At 66.2% G+C, this 17,100-nt stretch carries 12 protein-coding genes; 4 read left to right on the forward strand and 8 right to left on the reverse strand.

Annotated features, from left to right (window positions below; genetic code table 11):
- The first annotated feature begins 4 nt into the window (after positions 1 to 4).
- The 3 genes from lysS (at position 5) to C1930_RS09490 (ending at position 5,028) form a co-directional block, all read left to right on the forward strand.
- Positions 5 to 1,516, forward strand: coding sequence for a lysine--tRNA ligase (lysS, locus tag C1930_RS09480; RefSeq protein WP_108771579.1), 1,512 nt, complete (start codon positions 5 to 7; stop codon positions 1,514 to 1,516).
- 201 nt (positions 1,517 to 1,717) lie between these two features.
- A complete protein-coding gene (locus tag C1930_RS09485) occupies positions 1,718 to 2,863 on the forward strand; it encodes a two-component system response regulator (RefSeq protein ID WP_108756091.1) in 1,146 nt (381 codons plus the stop codon).
- Positions 2,860 to 5,028 (forward strand): response regulator, encoded by a 2,169-nt coding sequence (locus C1930_RS09490; RefSeq protein WP_108756092.1) that lies wholly within the window; start codon positions 2,860 to 2,862, stop codon positions 5,026 to 5,028. Before C1930_RS09485 ends, C1930_RS09490 begins: the two co-directional genes overlap by 4 nt.
- Positions 5,029 to 5,201: 173 nt before the next feature.
- On the opposite strand, the gene C1930_RS09495 is transcribed toward C1930_RS09490, so the two are convergent.
- The 7 genes from C1930_RS09495 to C1930_RS09525 form a co-directional block, all read right to left on the reverse strand.
- On the reverse strand, positions 5,202 to 6,074 hold the full coding sequence (locus C1930_RS09495) for a crotonase/enoyl-CoA hydratase family protein (RefSeq protein ID WP_108752992.1): 873 nt from the start codon (positions 6,072 to 6,074) through the stop codon (positions 5,202 to 5,204).
- A gap of 160 nt (positions 6,075 to 6,234) precedes the next feature.
- Entirely contained in the window at positions 6,235 to 7,911 is a 1,677-nt protein-coding gene (locus C1930_RS09500) for a long-chain fatty acid--CoA ligase (protein ID WP_108756093.1), read from the reverse strand.
- A gap of 305 nt (positions 7,912 to 8,216) precedes the next feature.
- Positions 8,217 to 9,899 (reverse strand): choline dehydrogenase, encoded by a 1,683-nt coding sequence (betA, locus tag C1930_RS09505; protein WP_108771580.1) that lies wholly within the window; start codon positions 9,897 to 9,899, stop codon positions 8,217 to 8,219.
- 29 nt (positions 9,900 to 9,928) lie between these two features.
- Complete coding sequence (gene betB, locus C1930_RS09510) at positions 9,929 to 11,401, reverse strand: betaine-aldehyde dehydrogenase (RefSeq protein ID WP_108771581.1); 1,473 nt, start codon at positions 11,399 to 11,401, stop codon at positions 9,929 to 9,931.
- Between the two features lie 36 nt (positions 11,402 to 11,437).
- The gene (betI, locus tag C1930_RS09515) at positions 11,438 to 12,028 is read right to left on the reverse strand and encodes a transcriptional regulator BetI (RefSeq protein ID WP_108756096.1); all 591 of its coding nucleotides are present in this window, start codon (positions 12,026 to 12,028) and stop codon (positions 11,438 to 11,440) included.
- Positions 12,029 to 12,302: 274 nt separating this feature from the next.
- The gene (locus C1930_RS09520; RefSeq protein ID WP_108756097.1) at positions 12,303 to 12,935 is read right to left on the reverse strand and encodes a hypothetical protein; all 633 of its coding nucleotides are present in this window, start codon (positions 12,933 to 12,935) and stop codon (positions 12,303 to 12,305) included.
- The gene (locus C1930_RS09525) at positions 12,935 to 13,309 is read right to left on the reverse strand and encodes a type II toxin-antitoxin system Phd/YefM family antitoxin (protein WP_108752998.1); all 375 of its coding nucleotides are present in this window, start codon (positions 13,307 to 13,309) and stop codon (positions 12,935 to 12,937) included. The genes C1930_RS09520 and C1930_RS09525 overlap by 1 nt, the downstream gene beginning before the upstream one ends.
- A 178-nt stretch (positions 13,310 to 13,487) precedes the next feature.
- On the opposite strand from C1930_RS09525, the gene C1930_RS20230 reads away from it, so the two are divergent.
- On the forward strand, positions 13,488 to 13,940 hold the full coding sequence (locus C1930_RS20230) for a hypothetical protein (RefSeq protein ID WP_159093580.1): 453 nt from the start codon (positions 13,488 to 13,490) through the stop codon (positions 13,938 to 13,940).
- A 259-nt stretch (positions 13,941 to 14,199) separates the two neighbouring features.
- On the opposite strand, the gene acnA is transcribed toward C1930_RS20230, so the two are convergent.
- Positions 14,200 to 16,953 (reverse strand): aconitate hydratase AcnA, encoded by a 2,754-nt coding sequence (acnA, locus tag C1930_RS09535; RefSeq protein ID WP_108756098.1) that lies wholly within the window; start codon positions 16,951 to 16,953, stop codon positions 14,200 to 14,202.
- Positions 16,954 to 17,100: the final 147 nt, after the last annotated feature.

The following is a 17,100-nucleotide window of genomic DNA, read 5'->3' on the forward strand; positions in this document are numbered from 1 at the left end:
ATCCATGAGCGAAGCTACCGATACCCCCCCCGTCGACGAAAACAAGTTGATCGCCGAGCGCCGTGAGAAACTCAAAGCGCTGCGTGGGCAGGGCATCGCGTACCCGAACGATTTCCGTCGCCAGGAGTTCGCCGGCCGTCTGCAGGATGAGTTCGCCGATGCCGAACAGTGGACCGCCGAGGCGCTGGAAGCCACCGGCCGCACCGTGAAGATGGCCGGCCGCCTGATGGCCAAGCGCATCATGGGCAAGGCCAGCTTCGCCCAGATCCAGGACGAATCCGGCCGCATCCAGCTGTTCCTGCAGGGCGCGGTGCTGGGCGATGCCTATACCGCCTTCAAGGGCTGGGACGTGGGCGACATCATCGCCGTGGAAGGCGGCCTGACCCGCACCAAGACCGGCGAACTGTCGGTCAAGGCCGAATCGATCCGCCTGCTGACCAAGTCGCTGCGGCCGCTGCCGGACAAGTGGCACGGCCTTTCCGACGTGGAACAGCGCTACCGCCAGCGCTACGTCGACCTGATCGTGACCCCGGAATCGCGCGCGGTCTTCATCAAGCGCTCGAAGATCATCCGCGCCATGCGTGCGTGGCTGGACAACCGCGACTTCCTGGAAGTCGAGACGCCGATGATGCATTACATCCCCGGCGGCGCGGCGGCCAAGCCGTTCACCACCCACCACAACGCGCTGGACCTGGACCTGTACCTGCGCGTGGCGCCGGAGCTGTACCTCAAGCGCCTGACCGTGGGAGGCCTGGAGCGGGTGTACGAGATCAACCGCAACTTCCGCAACGAAGGCGTCAGCACCCGCCACAACCCGGAATTCACCATGATGGAGCTGTACGAGGCCTATGCCACGTACAACGAGATCATGGACCTGACCGAAGGCGTGATCCGCGATGTGGCGCAGACCGTCAACGGCGGCACCACGGTGGAATGGGACGGCGCCAACATCGACCTGGGCCCGGCCTTCCGCCGCTGGCGCATGGACGAGGCGGTGCGCCACCACAACCCGGAAATTTCCGCGGCCGACTGCACCGACCGCGAGGCGCTGCTGCGTCATTGCGAGCGCTTGAAGATCCGCGTCAAGCCGTCTTACGGCTGGGGCAAGCTGCTGCTGGAAATCTTCGAGGCCACCGTCGAGCACACCCTGATCCAGCCGACCTTCATCACCGATCACCCGGTGGAGGTTTCGCCGCTGGCCCGCGCCAACGACAACGACCCGGGTTACACCGACCGCTTCGAGCTGTTCATCAACGGCAAGGAGCTGGCCAACGGCTTCTCCGAATTGAACGACCCGGAAGACCAGGCGCAGCGCTTCCAGGCCCAGGTGGCGGCGAAGGAAGGCGGCGACGACGAGGCCATGCACTACGACGCCGATTACATCCGTGCGCTGGAGTACGGTATGGCCCCGACCGGTGGCCTGGGCATCGGCGTGGACCGTCTGGTGATGCTGCTGACCGGCAGCAGTTCGATCCGCGACGTTCTGCTGTTCCCTTACATGCGTCCGGAGCACTAAGCTCGGGTTCGCACTCTGCATGTGCGCGCCGTCCCGGAATGGGATGGCGCGATTGACGCTTTCCGCACACGGCGTATGGTGATTGCACCGCCTTGACATCCCCTGTGGCAAACAGGGGCTGGGGTGGGGGCAATGCGAAGGGCCGGCTTCACATTGTGATGACGATCATGAACCGGCGACATCGTGACGGGAGTGGGGCCGATGCAGGGTGCCAGTGTGCACAGCGGCGGAGTATCCTCGCCGGCTGAGTTTCCAGCGTGGTCGAGAAGGAAGGCAGAGAGCGCGTTGAATATCGTCATTGTCGACGACCAGACTTCTGCACGGACGATGTTGCGGCATGTCATTGAAGACATCGCACCGGAACTGTCCGTGTACGACTTTGGCGATCCGCTTACGGCCCTGGCCTGGTGCGAAGCGCACCCGGTCGATCTGTTGCTGCTGGACTACCGCATGCCGGAAATGGACGGGCTGGAGTTCGCCCGCCGCTTCCGCCGCCTGCCCAAGCATCGCGACATTCCGGTGATCCTGATCACCGTGGTGGGCGATGAACCGATTCGCCAGGCCGCACTGGAAGCCGGGGTGATCGATTTCCTGGTCAAGCCGATCCGCCCGCGTGAACTGCGCGCGCGCTGCTACAACCTGCTGCAGCTGCGCCAGCAGAGCGAGAATGTGAAGCAACGCGCCTTGTCGCTGGAGCAGCGCCTGCTGGCCAGCATGCACGAGGTGGAAGAGCGCGAGCGCGAAACCCTTTCGCGGCTGGCGCGGGCGATCGAGTTCCGTGATGCCGGCACCAGTGCGTATCTGGAGCGCATGGCGCGCGTGGCCGGGCTGATTGCCGAGCAGCTGGGCCTGCCCGAAGACGAAGTGAAGCTGATCGAGGCGGCCGCGCCCCTGCACGACATGGGCAAGATCGCCATTCCCGATGCGGTGCTGCTCAAGCAGGGCAAGCTGACCGATGACGAGCTGGCGATCATGCGCCGGCACCCGCGTATCGGCCACGAACTGCTGAGCGGCAGCCAGAACCGCTTCATCCAGGTCGGTGCGCTGATCGCGCTGCGCCACCACGAGCGCTACGACGGCAGTGGCTACCCCGACGGTCTGGTGGGCGACGCGATTCCGCTGGAGGCGCGCATCGTGGCCGTGGCCGATGTGTTCGACGCGCTGATTTCGCCGCGTCCGTACAAAGAGGCGTGGACCTTCGAAGCGACCCTGGCCTATCTGTACGCCCAGCGCGGGCGCCTGTTCGACCCGCGCTGCGTGGATGCGCTGCTGCGCGGGCGCAACCAGCTTGAACAGATCTGCGCCGAGCACTCCACCGCCTCGGCGCGGCCGGGGATGGGCGCGTGAAGCGGTTGCTGTCGCGGCTGCGCCAGCGCCTGTCGAACCGGCAGGACAGCGAGCATGGGCAGCAGATCGTCCGCATCGTGCTGATCAGCCTGATCCTGGGCTACGTGCTGCTGCCCAGCGTGCGTTTCGACCTGCCGCACGACCAGTACGTGGGCGTGCTGGCCATCGTGCTGACCGGCCTGAGCCTGTCGCTGCTGGCGTTCGGCTGGTTGCTGTGGCGGCCTGGCCGCTCCGACCCGCGCCGCGTGCTGGGCATGCTGGCCGACTACGGGTTGATCGCCGCCGGCATGATCCAGATGGGCGAGCCGCTGTCGTGGGTCTACATCGTGGTGATGTGGGTGACGGTCGGCAACGGCATGCGCTTTGGCAACACCTATCTTTACGTGGCCGTGGCGATGGCCATGGTCAGCTTCGGCGCCACCGCGCTGCTGACCCCGTACTGGCAGCAGAACCTGCGCCTGGCCATCGGCCTGTGGCTGGGCCTGGCGGCGGTGCCGCTGTACTTCTCGACGCTGCTGCGTCAGTTGACCCATGCAATGGCCGAAGCGCGCCGGGCCAGTGAGGCCAAGAGCCGCTTCCTGGCCAACATGAGTCACGAATTCCGCACCCCACTCAATGGATTGAATGGCATGACCGAAGTGTTGGCGACCACGCGCCTGGATGAAGAACAGCGCGAGTGTCTGAATACCATCCAGGCCTCTTCCCGCAGCCTGCTGGCGCTGGTGGAGGAAGTGCTGGACATCTCGGCCATCGAGGCCGGCAAGCTGCGCGTGGTGGCCGAGGATTTCGTGCTGTCCGACGTGATCCAGGCGATCGGCCTGATCCTGTTGCCGCAGGCCAAGGCCAAGCGGCTGGATTATCGGGTGAAGGTGGCCGCGACCGTGCCGCAGACCCTGCGCGGCGACGTGGGCCACCTGCGGCAGATCCTGTTGAACCTGGCCGGCAACGCGGTGAAGTTCACCGACCAGGGCCGGGTGGAGATCCGGGTGAACGTGGTGCACGCCGACACCCACGGTGCGGTGCGCCTGCGCTTTGACATCATCGATACCGGCATTGGCGTGCCGGTGGCCCTGCGCCCACGCTTGTTCGAGGCCTTCGAGCAGGCCGACGTGAGCATGGCCCGCCGCCACGAAGGCACCGGCCTGGGCACCACCATCGCCAAGGGCCTGGTCGAGGCCATGGACGGGCAGATCGGCTACCTGGACAACCCGCCGCAGGGCAGCCACTTCTGGGTGGAACTGCCGTTCGCGCCGCCGCAGCCGGTAGAGCCGGGTCTGGTGCCCAGCGTGGCCGCCGGCGAGGACATCGGCCCGGGTGGCAACGTGATCGCCTTCGCCGATCCGTTCCTGCGCCACCGTGCGCGCGTGCGCAGCATGCAGATCCTGGTGGCCGACGACCACGAAGCCAACCGCATGGTGCTGCAGCGCCTGCTGCAGAAGGCCGGCCACCGGGTGATGTGCGTGGACGGCGGCGAAGCGGTGCTTGATGCGCTGGCCGAGAGCGAATTCGATGCGGCCATCGTCGACCTGCACATGCCCGGCATGAGTGGCCTGGACATGCTGAAGGAATTGAGGGTGATGCAGTCCGGCGGCGGTCCGCGCACGCCGGTGATGGTGCTCAGTGCCGATGTGACCCCCGAAGCGATCCAGCGCTGCACGCAGGCCGGCGCGCATGCCTTCCTGGCCAAGCCCGTGGTGGCCGTGCGCCTGCTGGACACGCTGGCGGAGATCGCCAACAACGCGAACCTGAAAAATGCCGCGCCGCTGGTGGTACGTGCGCCGGTACAGCTCGATGGCGTGCTTGATACCGGCGTGCTGGACGAACTGGCATCACTGGGCATGGGCGATGGCTTCGAACGTGAGTTCATCCGCCAGTGCCTGGAAGATGCCGAGGCCTGCCTGCGCAAGGCAGAGGCCGATGGCGAAGCCGGCCGCTGGGGCCAGTTCCGCGAGCAGTCGCATGCAATCAAGGGTGTGTCCGGCAACCTGGGGCTGGTGCGCGCGGCCAACCGTGCCGGTGAACTGATGCGCATGGCCGATTGGCAGTTGAAGGCCGAATGGCAGGCGCGCCTGGCGGTGCTGCAGGGCGCGATCAAGGAAGGCCGGCAGGCGCTGGATGCACGCGCCGAACGCAAGGCCCGCGGCGCGGCCGACGACGCGCCGTAGCGTCGAGCCACAGCTCCGTAGAGTCGAGCTTGCTCGACTGCCACAGCTCCGTAGAGTCGAGCTTGCTCGACTATCGACGGCAGTCGAGCAAGCTCGACTCTACGGGGTTGCGATTGCGCGAAAAAAAGCCCGGTGGCCAGCCGGGCTCCAAGCCAGCAGGGGGAGGGCTGGAATCAGGCCGCATCCATCGACGCACGACGCGTCTGTGCCTTGATCAATCGATCCATGGTGCGCAGCGAGCGGTCACCCAGTGCCAGCGCCGAATCCACCCAGACCTTGGTGATTTCCAGCAGCTCGTCGTAGCTCACCGCCTGGGCCAGGTTGCGTGCGGCATTCATGGCCAGGTACGACTGCGGCAGGCGCTGCTGGTGGCGGATCATCTCCTGCACGGCGGCACGGCCTTCGCCCTTCTTCACCAGCACGTCCACCACCCCCAGCGCATGCATTTCCTCGGCACTGTAGATGCGGCCGTCCAGGATGATCTTCTCGGCCAGCTGCGGGGCCACGCGGCGGCACAGGAACGAGTACGCGCCCATGCCCGGGAACAGCCCGAACAGCACTTCCGGCAGGCCCATGCCGCTGCCTTCCTCGGCCACGATGGTGTGGCAGGCCAGGGCCATTTCCAGGCCGCCGCCCAGGGCATCACCCTGGATCAGGGCGATGGAGCGCACATCGCCGCCAAAGCCGGTGTGCAGGTGGTGCACGCCTTCCACGCAGCGTTGGGCGTAGGTCAGCAGCAGGTCGCGGTTGCCTTCGCGGATCAGGCGGGTGAACAGGTCCAGGTCACCGCCCAGGTTGTAGGCGATGGCGTCGGAGGCCAGCACGAAGTGCCGCAGCTGGCCGCTGTGACGCTGGGCCGGGCTGCGGGTGATGGCGTTCATGTAGCTCCACATCTCGTCCAGCATGTCCTTGCGGCAGCACGGGCGGATACCCGTGGACGCATCGGCATGCATGAACAGCCAGTGGGCAGCGCCGTCGTCGCTGTCTTCGGTACGGATGGTGGCAAACGGTGAACCGCTGGTCGGCAGTTTTTCGATGGTGCTCATGGAAGGGTCCTCGGCAGGCGGCCCGCGTGAAAACGTGGTGGCCGGCGGGCCGAACGGTCCACACACGACGCGATGCTACAACGGGTGCAGCCTTTCACATGCGAAAAGGCCCGGGGCGTTTCCGACCCGGGCCTGACGGCGTTCCAACCTGTGGAAACCCTTACGTGGCGGGCGTATCGCGCAGCTCGCGACGCAGGATCTTGCCCACGTTGGTCTTCGGCAGCTCTTTTCGGAATTCTACGATTCTGGGGTGCTTGTAGCCGGTCAGGTTGGCCCGGGCATGTTCCTTGACCATTTCGGCGGTCAGGTTCGGGTCCTTCTTCACGATCACGACCTTCACCACTTCGCCGGACTTCTCGTCCGGAACGCCCACGGCGGCCACTTCCAGCACGCCCGGCATCATCGCAATCACGTCTTCCACTTCGTTGGGGTACACGTTGAAGCCGGACACCAGGATCATGTCCTTCTTGCGGTCGACGATGTAGAAGAAGCCCTGCTCATCCATGCGCGCCATGTCGCCGGTGTGCAGCCAGCCGTCGGCATCGATGGCCTGGCGGGTTTCGTCCGGGCGCTGCCAGTAGCCCTTCATCACCTGCGGGCCCTTGATGCACAGCTCGCCCACTTCGCCCAGCGGCAGGGTGTTGCTGTTGTCGTCCTTGATGCAGGCATCGGTGGACGGAATCGGCAGGCCGATGGCGCCGTTGTATTCCTTCAGGTCCAGCGGGTTGATGCAGGCGGCAGGCGAGGTTTCGGTCAGGCCGTAGGCCTCCACCAGGGTCACCCCGGTCACCTTCTTCCAGCGCTCGGCCACCGCACGCTGCACGGCCATGCCGCCGCCCAGGGTGACCTTCAGCGAGGAGAAGTCCACGGTGTCGAAGCCGGGGGTGTTCAGCAGGCCGTTGAACAGCGTGTTGACGCCGGTGATGGCGGTGAAGCGCACCGACTTGAGCTCCTTGACGAAGCCCTTCATGTCGCGCGGGTTGGTGATCAGGTGGTTGCAGCCACCGAACTTCATGAAGACCAGGCCGTTCGCGGTCAGTGCGAAGATGTGGTACAGCGGCAGGGCGGTGATGATCCATTCCTTGCCCGGCTCGATGCCCGATGCGCCGATCCAGGCCGAGGCCTGCTGCATGTTGGCGATCAGGTTGCGGTTGGTCAGCATGGCGCCCTTGGCCACGCCGGTGGTGCCGCCGGTGTACTGCAGGAACGCCACGTCATCGTGGTCGATCTCGACCTTGGGCAGGGTGTGGCGGCTGCCCAGCTTGAGCGCCTGCTTGAAGCGGATGGCGCCCTTCAGATGGTAGTTGGGCACCATCTTCTTGACGTACTTCAGCACGAAATTGACGATCGCACCCTTGGCCCCGAGCAGGTCGCCCAGGCCGGTGGTGATGACCTGCTTGACCTGGGTCTCGGCGATGACCTGCTGCACGGTGTCGCCGAAGTTGTCCACGACCACCAGCGCGGTGACACCGGCATCGACCAGCTGATGCTTCAGCTCGCGGGCGGTGTACAGCGGGTTGACGTTGACCACGGTGAGGCCGGCGCGCAGCACGCCGAAGGTCGCGATGGGGTACTGCAGGCAGTTGGGCATCATCAGGGCAACGCGGTCACCCTTTTTCAGCTTCAGTTCGCCCAGCAGGTAGGCCGCGAACTGCTCGACCAGGGCATCGGTTTCACCGTAGGTGAGCACCTTGCCGAAACTGGAGTAGGCGGGGCGGTCGCGGAACTTCGCCACGGAGGCGTCGAAGACCGAAGCTACCGAATGGAACTCGTTGACGTCGATTTCGGCGGGAACGCCTTTCGGATAGCTCTGCAGCCAGGGACGATCCAGACTCATATTCCCCCTCCAGGAATCGTTGTGATGGGTGCGGCGCGGACAGTATCCGCCAGAACCGCTCGCAGCAGCATACCGTTCCGTAGGGAAAACGCGAAGAGGGCGTGATCGTCAGCGCGCTCGTGCCTGGTAGCTGCCGACCTTGGTCGGCAGGATGGGCTGGCGCGTGCCCACCAAGGTGGGCACCTACCGGGCGTTGGGTGGGTTGGCGTGTGCCCACCAAGGTGGGCACCTACCGGTCGTTGGGGCGTTGCGGCGCGTGCCCACCAAGGTGGGCACCTACTGGGCGCACGGGCGTGGCATTCGCGTCAGCGCTGGCGGCGTACCGGGGCGCCGTTGGCCTGGTAGTACGGGGCGGTGCTGCGGGCCAGTGCGGGGCGGCCGCGGATCACGTCGGCCAGCTTCTCAGCCATCATGATGGTCGGCGCGTTGAGGTTGCCGGTCACCACCTGCGGCATGATCGAGGCATCGACGATGCGCAGGCCGTCCAGGCCGTGCACGCGGCCCTGGCCATCGACCACCGCCATCGGGTCGTCGGCGTGGCCCATCTTGTTGGTGCACGAGGGGTGGTAGGCGGTCTCGGCATGCTCGCGCACGAAGCCATCAATCTGCGCATCGGTCTGCAGCTCGCGGCCGGGCGAAATCTCGCGGCCGCTGTAGGGCGCCAGCGCCGGCTGCGCGAAGATCTCGCGGGTGATGCGGATGGCAGCGCGGAACTCGCGCCAGTCCTGCTCGTGCGACATGTAGTTGAACAGGATGCTGGGATGTTCGCGCGGGTCCTTGGAACGCACGTGGATGCGACCGCGGCTGGGCGAACGCATCGAGCCCACGTGCATCTGGAAGCTGTGCGCCTTGATCGGGTTGGAACCGTTGTAATTGATGGCCACCGGCAGGAAGTGATACTGCAGGTTCGGCCAGTCGAATTCGGCATCGCTGCGGATGAAGCCGCCGGCCTCGAACTGGTTGCTGGCACCGATGCCGGTGCCCAGGAACAGCCACTCCGCGCCGATGGCCGGCTGGTTGTACAGCTTCAGGGCCGGCGCCAGCGATACCGGCTTCCTGCATTCGTACTGCAGGTACATTTCCAGGTGATCCTGCAGGTTGGCGCCGACGCCGGGCAGGTGGTGCACCAGGTCGATATCCAGGCTGCGCAGCAGGTCGGCCGGGCCCACGCCCGAGCGCTGCAGGATCTGCGGCGACGCAATGGCGCCGCCGCACAGCAGCACCTCGCGGCGGGCGGTGGCGCGCTGCGGTTGGTCGTTGTGCAGCCACTGCACGCCCACTGCACGCTTGCCCGAGAACAGGATGCGGTCGGTCAGGGCGTGGGTGACGATGGTCAGGTTCGGGCGCGGCTTTGCCAGGTCCAGGTAGCCGCGCGCGGTGCTGGAGCGACGGCCCTTCGCGGTCACCGTGCGGTCCATCGGGCCGAAGCCTTCCTGCTGGTAACCGTTCAGATCGTCGGTGCGCGGGTAGCCGGCCTGCACGCCGGCTTCGATCATGGCGGCGAACAGTTCGTTGTTGCCGGCCTTGGGCGTGGTGACCTGCAGTGGGCCCTGGTCGCCGTGGTAGTCGTTGGCGCCGATGTCGCGGGTTTCGGCCTTGCGGAAGTAGGGCAGGCAGTCCAGGTAGGTCCAGTCTTCCAGGCCCGGCATGCTGGCCCAGTTGTCATAGTCCATCGCGTTGCCGCGGATGTAGCACATGCCGTTGATCAGCGAGGAACCGCCCAGGCCCTTGCCGCGGCCGCAGTCCATGCGCCGGTTGTTCATGAAGGGCTCCGGGTCGGTCTTGTACGCCCAGTTGTAGCGCTTGCCCTGCAGCGGGTAGGCCAGTGCGGCCGGCATCTGCGTGCGGAAATCGAGGCGGTAGTCGGGCCCGCCGGCTTCCAGCAGCAGAACGCGCACATCGGCGTCTTCGGTCAGGCGGGTGGCCAGCACGTTGCCGGCCGAACCGGCGCCGATGATGATGTAGTCGTACTCGTGGGTGGTGCTCATGGTTGTCTCCTGCGGTCGGGGCGCGCTGCTCAGAACACGCTGGCGAAGTCGCCCAGTTCCACCTGGACCGATTTGATGCGGGTGTAGTGGCCCAGCGTGGACAGGCCGTTCTCGCGGCCCACGCCGGATTCCTTGTAGCCGCCCACCGGCATTTCGGCGGGCGATTCGCCCCAGGTGTTGATCCAGCAGATGCCGGCCTGCAGGCGGTGGATGATGCGATGGGCGCGGCTGATATCGCTGCTGACCACGCCGGCGGCCAGGCCGAACGGGGTGTCGTTGGCGCGCCGCACCGCTTCGTCCTCATCGTCGTAGGCCAGGATGCTCATTACTGGCCCGAAGATTTCCTCGCGCACGATCTTCATGTCGTCGCGGCAGTCGGAAAACACGGTGGGCTGCACGTACGCGCCCTCGGCCAGGGCGGCGTCGGTGGCGCGGCCGCCACCGGTCAGCAGGCGGGCGCCTTCGGCCTTGCCGCTGTCGATGTAGCGCAGCACGTTGTCCATGTGCGGGAAGCTGACCATCGGCCCGAAGTTGGTGTCCGGCGCGGTCGGGTCGCCCATGCGGATGCGCTGCACGCGCTGCACCACCGCCGCCTCGAAGGCTGCCAGCATGGCGCGCGGCACGAACACGCGGGTGCCGTTGGTGCAGACCTGGCCGGAGCTGAAGAAGTTGGCCATGACCGCGATATCGGCGGCACGGTCCAGGTTGGCGTCCTGGCAGATCAGCAGCGGCGACTTGCCGCCCAGTTCCATCGTTACTTCTTTCAGTGACGAGGACGCGGCGGCGGCCATCACCTTCTTACCGGTGGTGACGCCACCGGTGAAGGAGATCTTCTCGATCACCGGGTGTTCGGTCAGCCAGTTGCCGATCTCGCCACCGGGGCCCTGCAGCACGTTGAACACACCGTCGGGCACGCCGGCTTCGGTGTAGATCTCGGCCAGCTTCAGCGCGGTCAGCGGGGTCACTTCGGAGGGCTTGAACACCATCGCGTTGCCCGCGGCCAATGCCGGGGCCGATTTCCACAGCGCGATCTGGATCGGGTAGTTCCAGGCGCCGATGCCGGCCACCACGCCCAGCGGTTCGCGGCGGGTGTAGAAGAAGCTCGATTCGCGCAACGGCAGCTGGATGCCTTCGATGGCCGTGGCCAGGCCGGCGTAGTACTCCAGCACGTCGGCGCCGGTGACGATGTCCACGGTGGTGGTTTCGGCCAGCGCCTTGCCGGTATCCAGGGTTTCCAGATGGGCAAGCTCGTCATTGCGTTCGCGCAGGATCTCGACCGCGCGGCGCAGGATGCGCGAGCGTTCCATGGCGGTCATCGCGGCCCACGCCTGCTGGCCTTCGCTGGCGCTGCGTACGGCGCGCTCCACATCGGCCTGGCTGGCAATCTGCACCTCGGCCAGCACCTGGCCGTTGGCCGGGTTCACGGTCTGGAAGGTCTTGCCGCTGGTGGCGTCGACCCGGCGGCCATGGATGTAGAGCTGTTGGACGGGCAGGGTGGGCATGGGGTACTCCTTGGAAGGGGCAGGGTCCTGCAGCGCTTATAGCGCGTTGGCCTGCAACTGGAAGTCGATGTAGGCGTAGGCGATGTGACGGGCGTTGTCGCCGTCGATCTGGCCGCCGACCAGGCTGCCGCGCAGCCACAGGCCGTCGATGAGTGCGGCAAGGCCGCGGGCGGCCTCGCGGGCGGGTTCGGCCGGCAGGCTGCGGTGGAACTGGTAGGCCAGGTTGGAATACAGGCGCTGGTCGTTGATGCGCTGCAGTCGGGCCAGTTCGGGCTGGTGCATGCTGGCTGCCCAGAAGGTCAGCCAGACGCGCATGGCCGGCCCGCTGGTCTGGCTGGGGTCGAAGTTCGCATCCACCAGTGCGCGCAGTTGTGAGCGCGGATCTGTGGCGGCCTGCCCGCGGTGCTGGGCGAAGGCATCCTTGAGCTGGCTCAGGATCTGCCTCATGGCGGCGTTGAGCAGGCCGGCCTTGTCGCCGAAGTAGTGGGCGACGATGCCGGTAGACAGGCCTGCCTTGCGCGCGATGGTGGCCACGGTGGCGTCGGCCAGGCCGATCTCGTGGATGACCTGGAAGGTGGCGTCGATGAGCTGTTGGCGGCGCAGGGGTTCGATGCCTTTCTTGGGCATGGGCCGAGTGGCTTGGGGAGGAGGGCGACCAGTATGCGGGTTATTGATTGAACGTCCAATCAATGAAAAGTGAAGGCCGCGTCATGGCGCGGGCGCAGGCCGGTTTCGTAGCGTCGAGCTTGCTCGACGAGCTTTTGGGGTCGGGGTCAGAGCCCTTTCTTTTGGAAAGGGATCCGACCCCTGGCGGTGGCCTTGGTAGCGTCGAGCTTGCTCGACGAGCCTTTGGGGTAGGGGTCAGAGCCCTTTCCTCTGGAAAGGGATCCGACCCCTTGGGTCACAGGCGCAATGCGGCTTCCAGCAGGGGCGTGGCCCAGGCCGGGGTGGCGGCCAGCTGTGCCAGGTCGTCCGGCTGCGGGAAATGCACCTGGCCATCCTCCATCTGCAGCAGCAGTCGGGGGTCCGGCACGGCCTCGCCGGGGGCGGCTTCGGCACTGTTGTCGTAGACCTGCAGCTGGGCCAGCACCGGCATCAGCCGGATCAGGTTCTGCTGCGCCAGCGGCCAGCGGCGGCGGATATCGGCTTCGTTGATCGGGTGCCCGCCCGAGCGCACGCGGGCCTGGACCCGGGCGATGTGTTGTTCCGGGCTGGACAGGCCGCAGAACCACATCAGCACATCGTGGCTGTGGCTGGCTTCCTGCAGCAGGGCGGCGATCGAATTGCCGCCCAGGGTGGTTTCAAAGGCGTGGTTGCAGCGCCGGTCCAGCGCATCGCGGATGCGGTTGACGCCTTCCTGCCAGGCCTGGGCGTTGGCCTCGGCCTGCGACAGGCCGGTGATGCCGCGCAGCTCGCGGGCGAAGGTGTCGGGGTTGAACCAGTTCAGCCCGGCCTCGCGCAGCACATGGCCGCCCACCGAACTCTTGCCGGCGCCATTGACGCCGGCAAGGACGTACAGGAATGGCCGCGCCATCAGTGGCCGGTGCCGGCCTTGACCTGCCCGCCAAGGCGGGCGGGGCGGCGCAGCAGGTCGCGTGCGCTGCTGCCGGCCTGGGCCTGTTGCAGCACGGCCAGGCGTTGGTCGAAGCCGGCACGCAGCTCGGCCAGGCCCGGGGCCTGGTCGCGCAGTTCCTCAAGCGAGGCTTCCAGCGCCTCCACCCGGGCCTGCAGGGCGCGGTACTGCTCGATGGAGACGATGACCGCCTGCGGCTCGTTATGGTTGGTGACCACCACCATGCGCTGGTCGCGGACCTCCTGCATGACCTTGCGCCAGTGTTCCTTCACCGACGAGGCGGTGGTGTGGGTCAGCTCGTTGATGGGGTCGAAGCGGACGGGCAGGTGAAGCATGGCGGGCTCCAGAAGGGGTGACCTGTGGCGCCAGCCTACACCGGATGTGGACGAATTTCATGAATTATGAAAAACATCATAAATATGAAAATTAGAGGCAGCTATTTCATCCCATTCCTAAAGACGCCATACGCCGCCGTACTGCACCATCACAGGCCGTTCCGTGAGGGAGAGTGCTATGCGCATTGTCGTGAGTTGCCTGCTGTTCTGTAGTTCGGCCGTGGCCTTGGCGCAGACGCCGCCACCGATGCAGCAGTTGGATTACCCGGTGCTGGCGATCGGCGACACCGGCCAGTTCCGGGTGCAGGTGCCGGCCTACGCCGGCGGCCAGGGCCGGGTGTCGTACGCGGCGCATGCGCTGATGCCGGGCAGCAGTGAGGACCGGGGCTACCGCTTCGTGGCCGTGCACTGTGAAGATCCCGGGTTCACCCCGGTCGTGCACTACGAGAATCGTGGGGTGGTGTGTTCGCGCATTGGCCAGGCGGCGCACCCGGCGTTCGAGATGGTGGTGACGGTGGTCAATACCGGCGCCGCTGAGGGCGAGACCGTGATGGAAGAGGGGCTGCGCGGCCTGGTGTACGACGTGGGGCCGACGGCGGCCCCGTGGCGGATCTATGGCGTGCGGCCATAGCGGCTGACGCCCTGGTGGGGGCCAACCTTGGTTGGCACGCCATGCCCCGGTAGGTGCCAACCTTGGTTGGCACGCCGTGCCCCGGTAGGTGCCAACCTTGGTTGGCACGCCGTGCCCCGGTAGGTGCCAACCTTGGTTGGCACGCCATGCTCCGGTAGGTGCCAACCTTGGTTGGCACGCCGTGCGTCGACCAAGGTCGACGCCTACCAGGGCAGATTACCGCCCCGACGCCCGGTAGGTGCCAACCTTGGTTGGCACATTACCGGCCGGCGAGCTGGCGCAGCACGTACTGCAGCAGGCCGCCGTGGCGGAAGTACTCAACCTCCTTGGGGGTCAGCAGCATCACCGACACTTCGAAGGTCTTCTGGGTGCCGTCTGCCTTGGTTGCGGTAACGGTGGCGCGCTTGCTGGCGCCATCCTGCAGGCCGGTGATGTCGATCACTTCCGAGCCATCCAGGCCCAGCGACTGTGCGTTCTCGCCGTTGCGGAACTGCAGCGGCAGCACGCCCATGCCCACCAGGTTGGAACGGTGGATGCGTTCGAAGCTTTCGGCAACCACTGCCTTCACGCCCAGCAGCAGGGTGCCCTTGGCCGCCCAGTCGCGCGACGAGCCGGTGCCGTATTCCTTGCCGGCCAGCACCACCAGCGGCACCTTGTCGGCCTTGTACTTCATCGCCGCATCGTAGATGGCCAGCTTTTCCGGCTGGCCGCCGCCGGCGGGGTAGTACAGGGTGTTGCCACCTTCTTCGCCACCGAACATCAGGTTCTTGATGCGGATGTTGGCGAAGGTGCCGCGCACCATCACATCGTCGTTGCCGCGGCGGCTGCCGTAGCTGTTGAAGTCGGCCGGCTGTACACCGCGTTCCTGCAGGAAGCGGCCGGCGGGCGAGTCCTTCTTGATGTTGCCGGCCGGGGAGATGTGGTCGGTGGTGATCGAATCGCCGAACAGGCCCATCACGCGTGCGCCGTGCACGTCGTCGATGCTGCCGGTCTGCATGGTCATGCCATCGAAGTAGGGCGGGTTCTTGATGTAGGTGGAGGCATCGCTCCACTCGTACAGATTGCCGTCCGGCGAGGCGATGGTGTTCCAGCGGCTGTCACCCTTGAACACGTCGGCGTAGTTCTGCTTGAACATGTCCGGGCCCAGGGTGGCGGCGATGACATCGCCGATTTCCTTGTTGCTGGGCCAGATGTCGCGCAGGTACACCGGCTGGCCATCGCTGCCGGTGCCCAGCGGTTCGGTGGTCAGGTCGATGTCGGTGGTGCCGGCGATTGCATAGGCCACCACCAGCGGCGGGCTGGCCAGGTAGTTCATCTTTACTTCGGGGTGCACGCGGCCTTCGAAGTTGCGGTTGCCCGACAGCACCGAGGTGACCGCCAGGTCGCCCGCGGCGATGCCGGCGCTGACTTCGGTCGGCAGCGGGCCGGAATTGCCGATGCAGGTGGTGCAGCCATAGCCAACCACGTAGAAGCCGATCTTCTCCAGCTCCTTCAGCACGCCGGCCTTTTCCAGGTAATCGGTAACCACGCGCGAGCCCGGGCCGAGCGAGGTCTTCACCCACGGCTGGCGGTTCAGGCCCTTGGCCGCCGCGTTGCGCGCCAGCAGGCCGGCACCGATCATCACCGCCGGGTTGGACGTGTTGGTGCAGGAGGTGATGGCGGCGATGACCACCGCGCCATCCTTCAGCCGCACCTTGCGGCCTTCGATCTCGATGTCGGCCTGGCCCTTGGCCAGTTGCTCGTTGCCGACCGCCGTACCACCACCTTCATTGGTGAAGTTGGCGATGGCCGCGTCCTTGCGGTCGCGGTTGGCGGTCAGGCCGACCAGGGCTTCGCGGTAGTTCTTCTGCACGTCTTCCAGCAGCACGCGGTCCTGCGGGCGCTTGGGGCCGGCCAGCGACGGCTTCACCGTGCCCATGTCCAGTTCCAGCGTGGTGCTGTACTGCGCCGGCGCGCTGCCCGGTTCGTGCCACAGGCCCTGCGCCTTGGCATAGGCTTCGACCAGGTTGATCTGTTCTTCGCTGCGGCCGGACAGGCGCAGGTAGTTCAGCGATTCGTGATCGATCGGGAAGATGCCGCAGGTGGCGCCGTATTCGGGGGCCATGTTGCCGATGGTGGCACGGTCGGCCAGCGGCAGGTGCTGCAGGCCGTCACCGAAGAATTCGACGAACTTGCCGACCACGCCCAGCTTGCGCAGCATCTGGGTGACGGTCAGCACCAGGTCGGTTGCGGTAGCGCCTTCGGGCAGCTTGCCGGTCAGCTTGAAGCCGACCACCTGCGGAATCAGCATGGAGGAGGGCTGGCCGAGCATGGCCGCCTCGGCTTCGATGCCGCCCACGCCCCAGCCGAGCACGCCGATGCCATTGATCATGGTGGTGTGGCTGTCGGTACCGAAGACGGTATCGGGGTAGGCCACGTCCTTACCGTCCTTCTGCGCGGTCATCACCACGCGGGCCAGGTTTTCCAGGTTCACCTGGTGGACGATGCCGGTGTTGGGCGGCACCACCTTGAAGTTGTCGAACGCCTTCTGGCCCCAGCGCAGGAAGCCGTAGCGTTCCTGGTTGCGCTGGAATTCGATCTTGCCGTTCAAGTCCAGCGCGTCCGGCTTGCCGAACACATCCACCTGCACCGAGTGGTCGATGACCAGTTCGGAGGGGATCTGCGGGTTGATCTGTTCCGGCTTGCCGCCCAGCTTGACCACTGCGTCGCGCATGGCGGCCAGGTCGACCACGCAGGGCACGCCGGTGAAATCCTGCAGCACCACGCGTGCGGGCATGAAGGCGATTTCGGTGTCCGGCTCGGCGCTTGGCTGCCAGCGGGCGACCGCTTCGATGTGCTCGGGGCCCACGGTGGCGCCACCATCCTCGTGCCGGAGCAGGTTCTCCAGCAGGATCTTCATCGAATAGGGCAGGTGGGAGATGTCGAAGCGCTGGCCCAGCTTGGGCAGGCTGAAGTAATCGTAGGCCTTGCCGCCAACATCGAGCTGGCTGCGGGTGGAGAACGAATCGCTCATGCGGATGACTCCTCTTGCGGATGGCTTGCTCTGGCCCGTGCGTATACGGGCCTGCTTGCGGTCGCCGCGGGCCTGCTGGCCCCGGTGCGCCCCAGTATGAACGCATTCACCTGGGCGCGGGCCGGCCTGCGGCATCGGGTCCAGACT

This window comes from Stenotrophomonas sp. SAU14A_NAIMI4_8, assembly GCF_003086695.1.
GTDB lineage: Bacteria > Pseudomonadota > Gammaproteobacteria > Xanthomonadales > Xanthomonadaceae > Stenotrophomonas.

Bases quoted from the DNA above. Each gene is read 5' to 3' on its own strand.
- C1930_RS09500 (WP_108756093.1), bottom strand. From the start codon at position 7,911: ATGAGTCTGGATCGTCCCTGGCTGCAGAGCTATCCGAAAGGCGTTCCC.
- acnA (WP_108756098.1), bottom strand. From the start codon at position 16,953: ATGAGCGATTCGTTCTCCACCCGCAGCCAGCTCGATGTTGGCGGCAAG.
- lysS (WP_108771579.1), top strand. From the start codon at position 5: ATGAGCGAAGCTACCGATACCCCCCCCGTCGACGAAAACAAGTTGATC.
- C1930_RS09485 (WP_108756091.1), top strand. From the start codon at position 1,718: ATGCAGGGTGCCAGTGTGCACAGCGGCGGAGTATCCTCGCCGGCTGAG.
- C1930_RS09495 (WP_108752992.1), bottom strand. From the start codon at position 6,074: ATGAGCACCATCGAAAAACTGCCGACCAGCGGTTCACCGTTTGCCACC.
- C1930_RS20230 (WP_159093580.1), top strand. From the start codon at position 13,488: ATGCGCATTGTCGTGAGTTGCCTGCTGTTCTGTAGTTCGGCCGTGGCC.
- C1930_RS09520 (WP_108756097.1), bottom strand. From the start codon at position 12,935: ATGGCGCGGCCATTCCTGTACGTCCTTGCCGGCGTCAATGGCGCCGGC.
- betI (WP_108756096.1), bottom strand. From the start codon at position 12,028: ATGCCCAAGAAAGGCATCGAACCCCTGCGCCGCCAACAGCTCATCGAC.
- C1930_RS09525 (WP_108752998.1), bottom strand. From the start codon at position 13,309: ATGCTTCACCTGCCCGTCCGCTTCGACCCCATCAACGAGCTGACCCAC.
- betB (WP_108771581.1), bottom strand. From the start codon at position 11,401: ATGCCCACCCTGCCCGTCCAACAGCTCTACATCCATGGCCGCCGGGTC.
- betA (WP_108771580.1), bottom strand. From the start codon at position 9,899: ATGAGCACCACCCACGAGTACGACTACATCATCATCGGCGCCGGTTCG.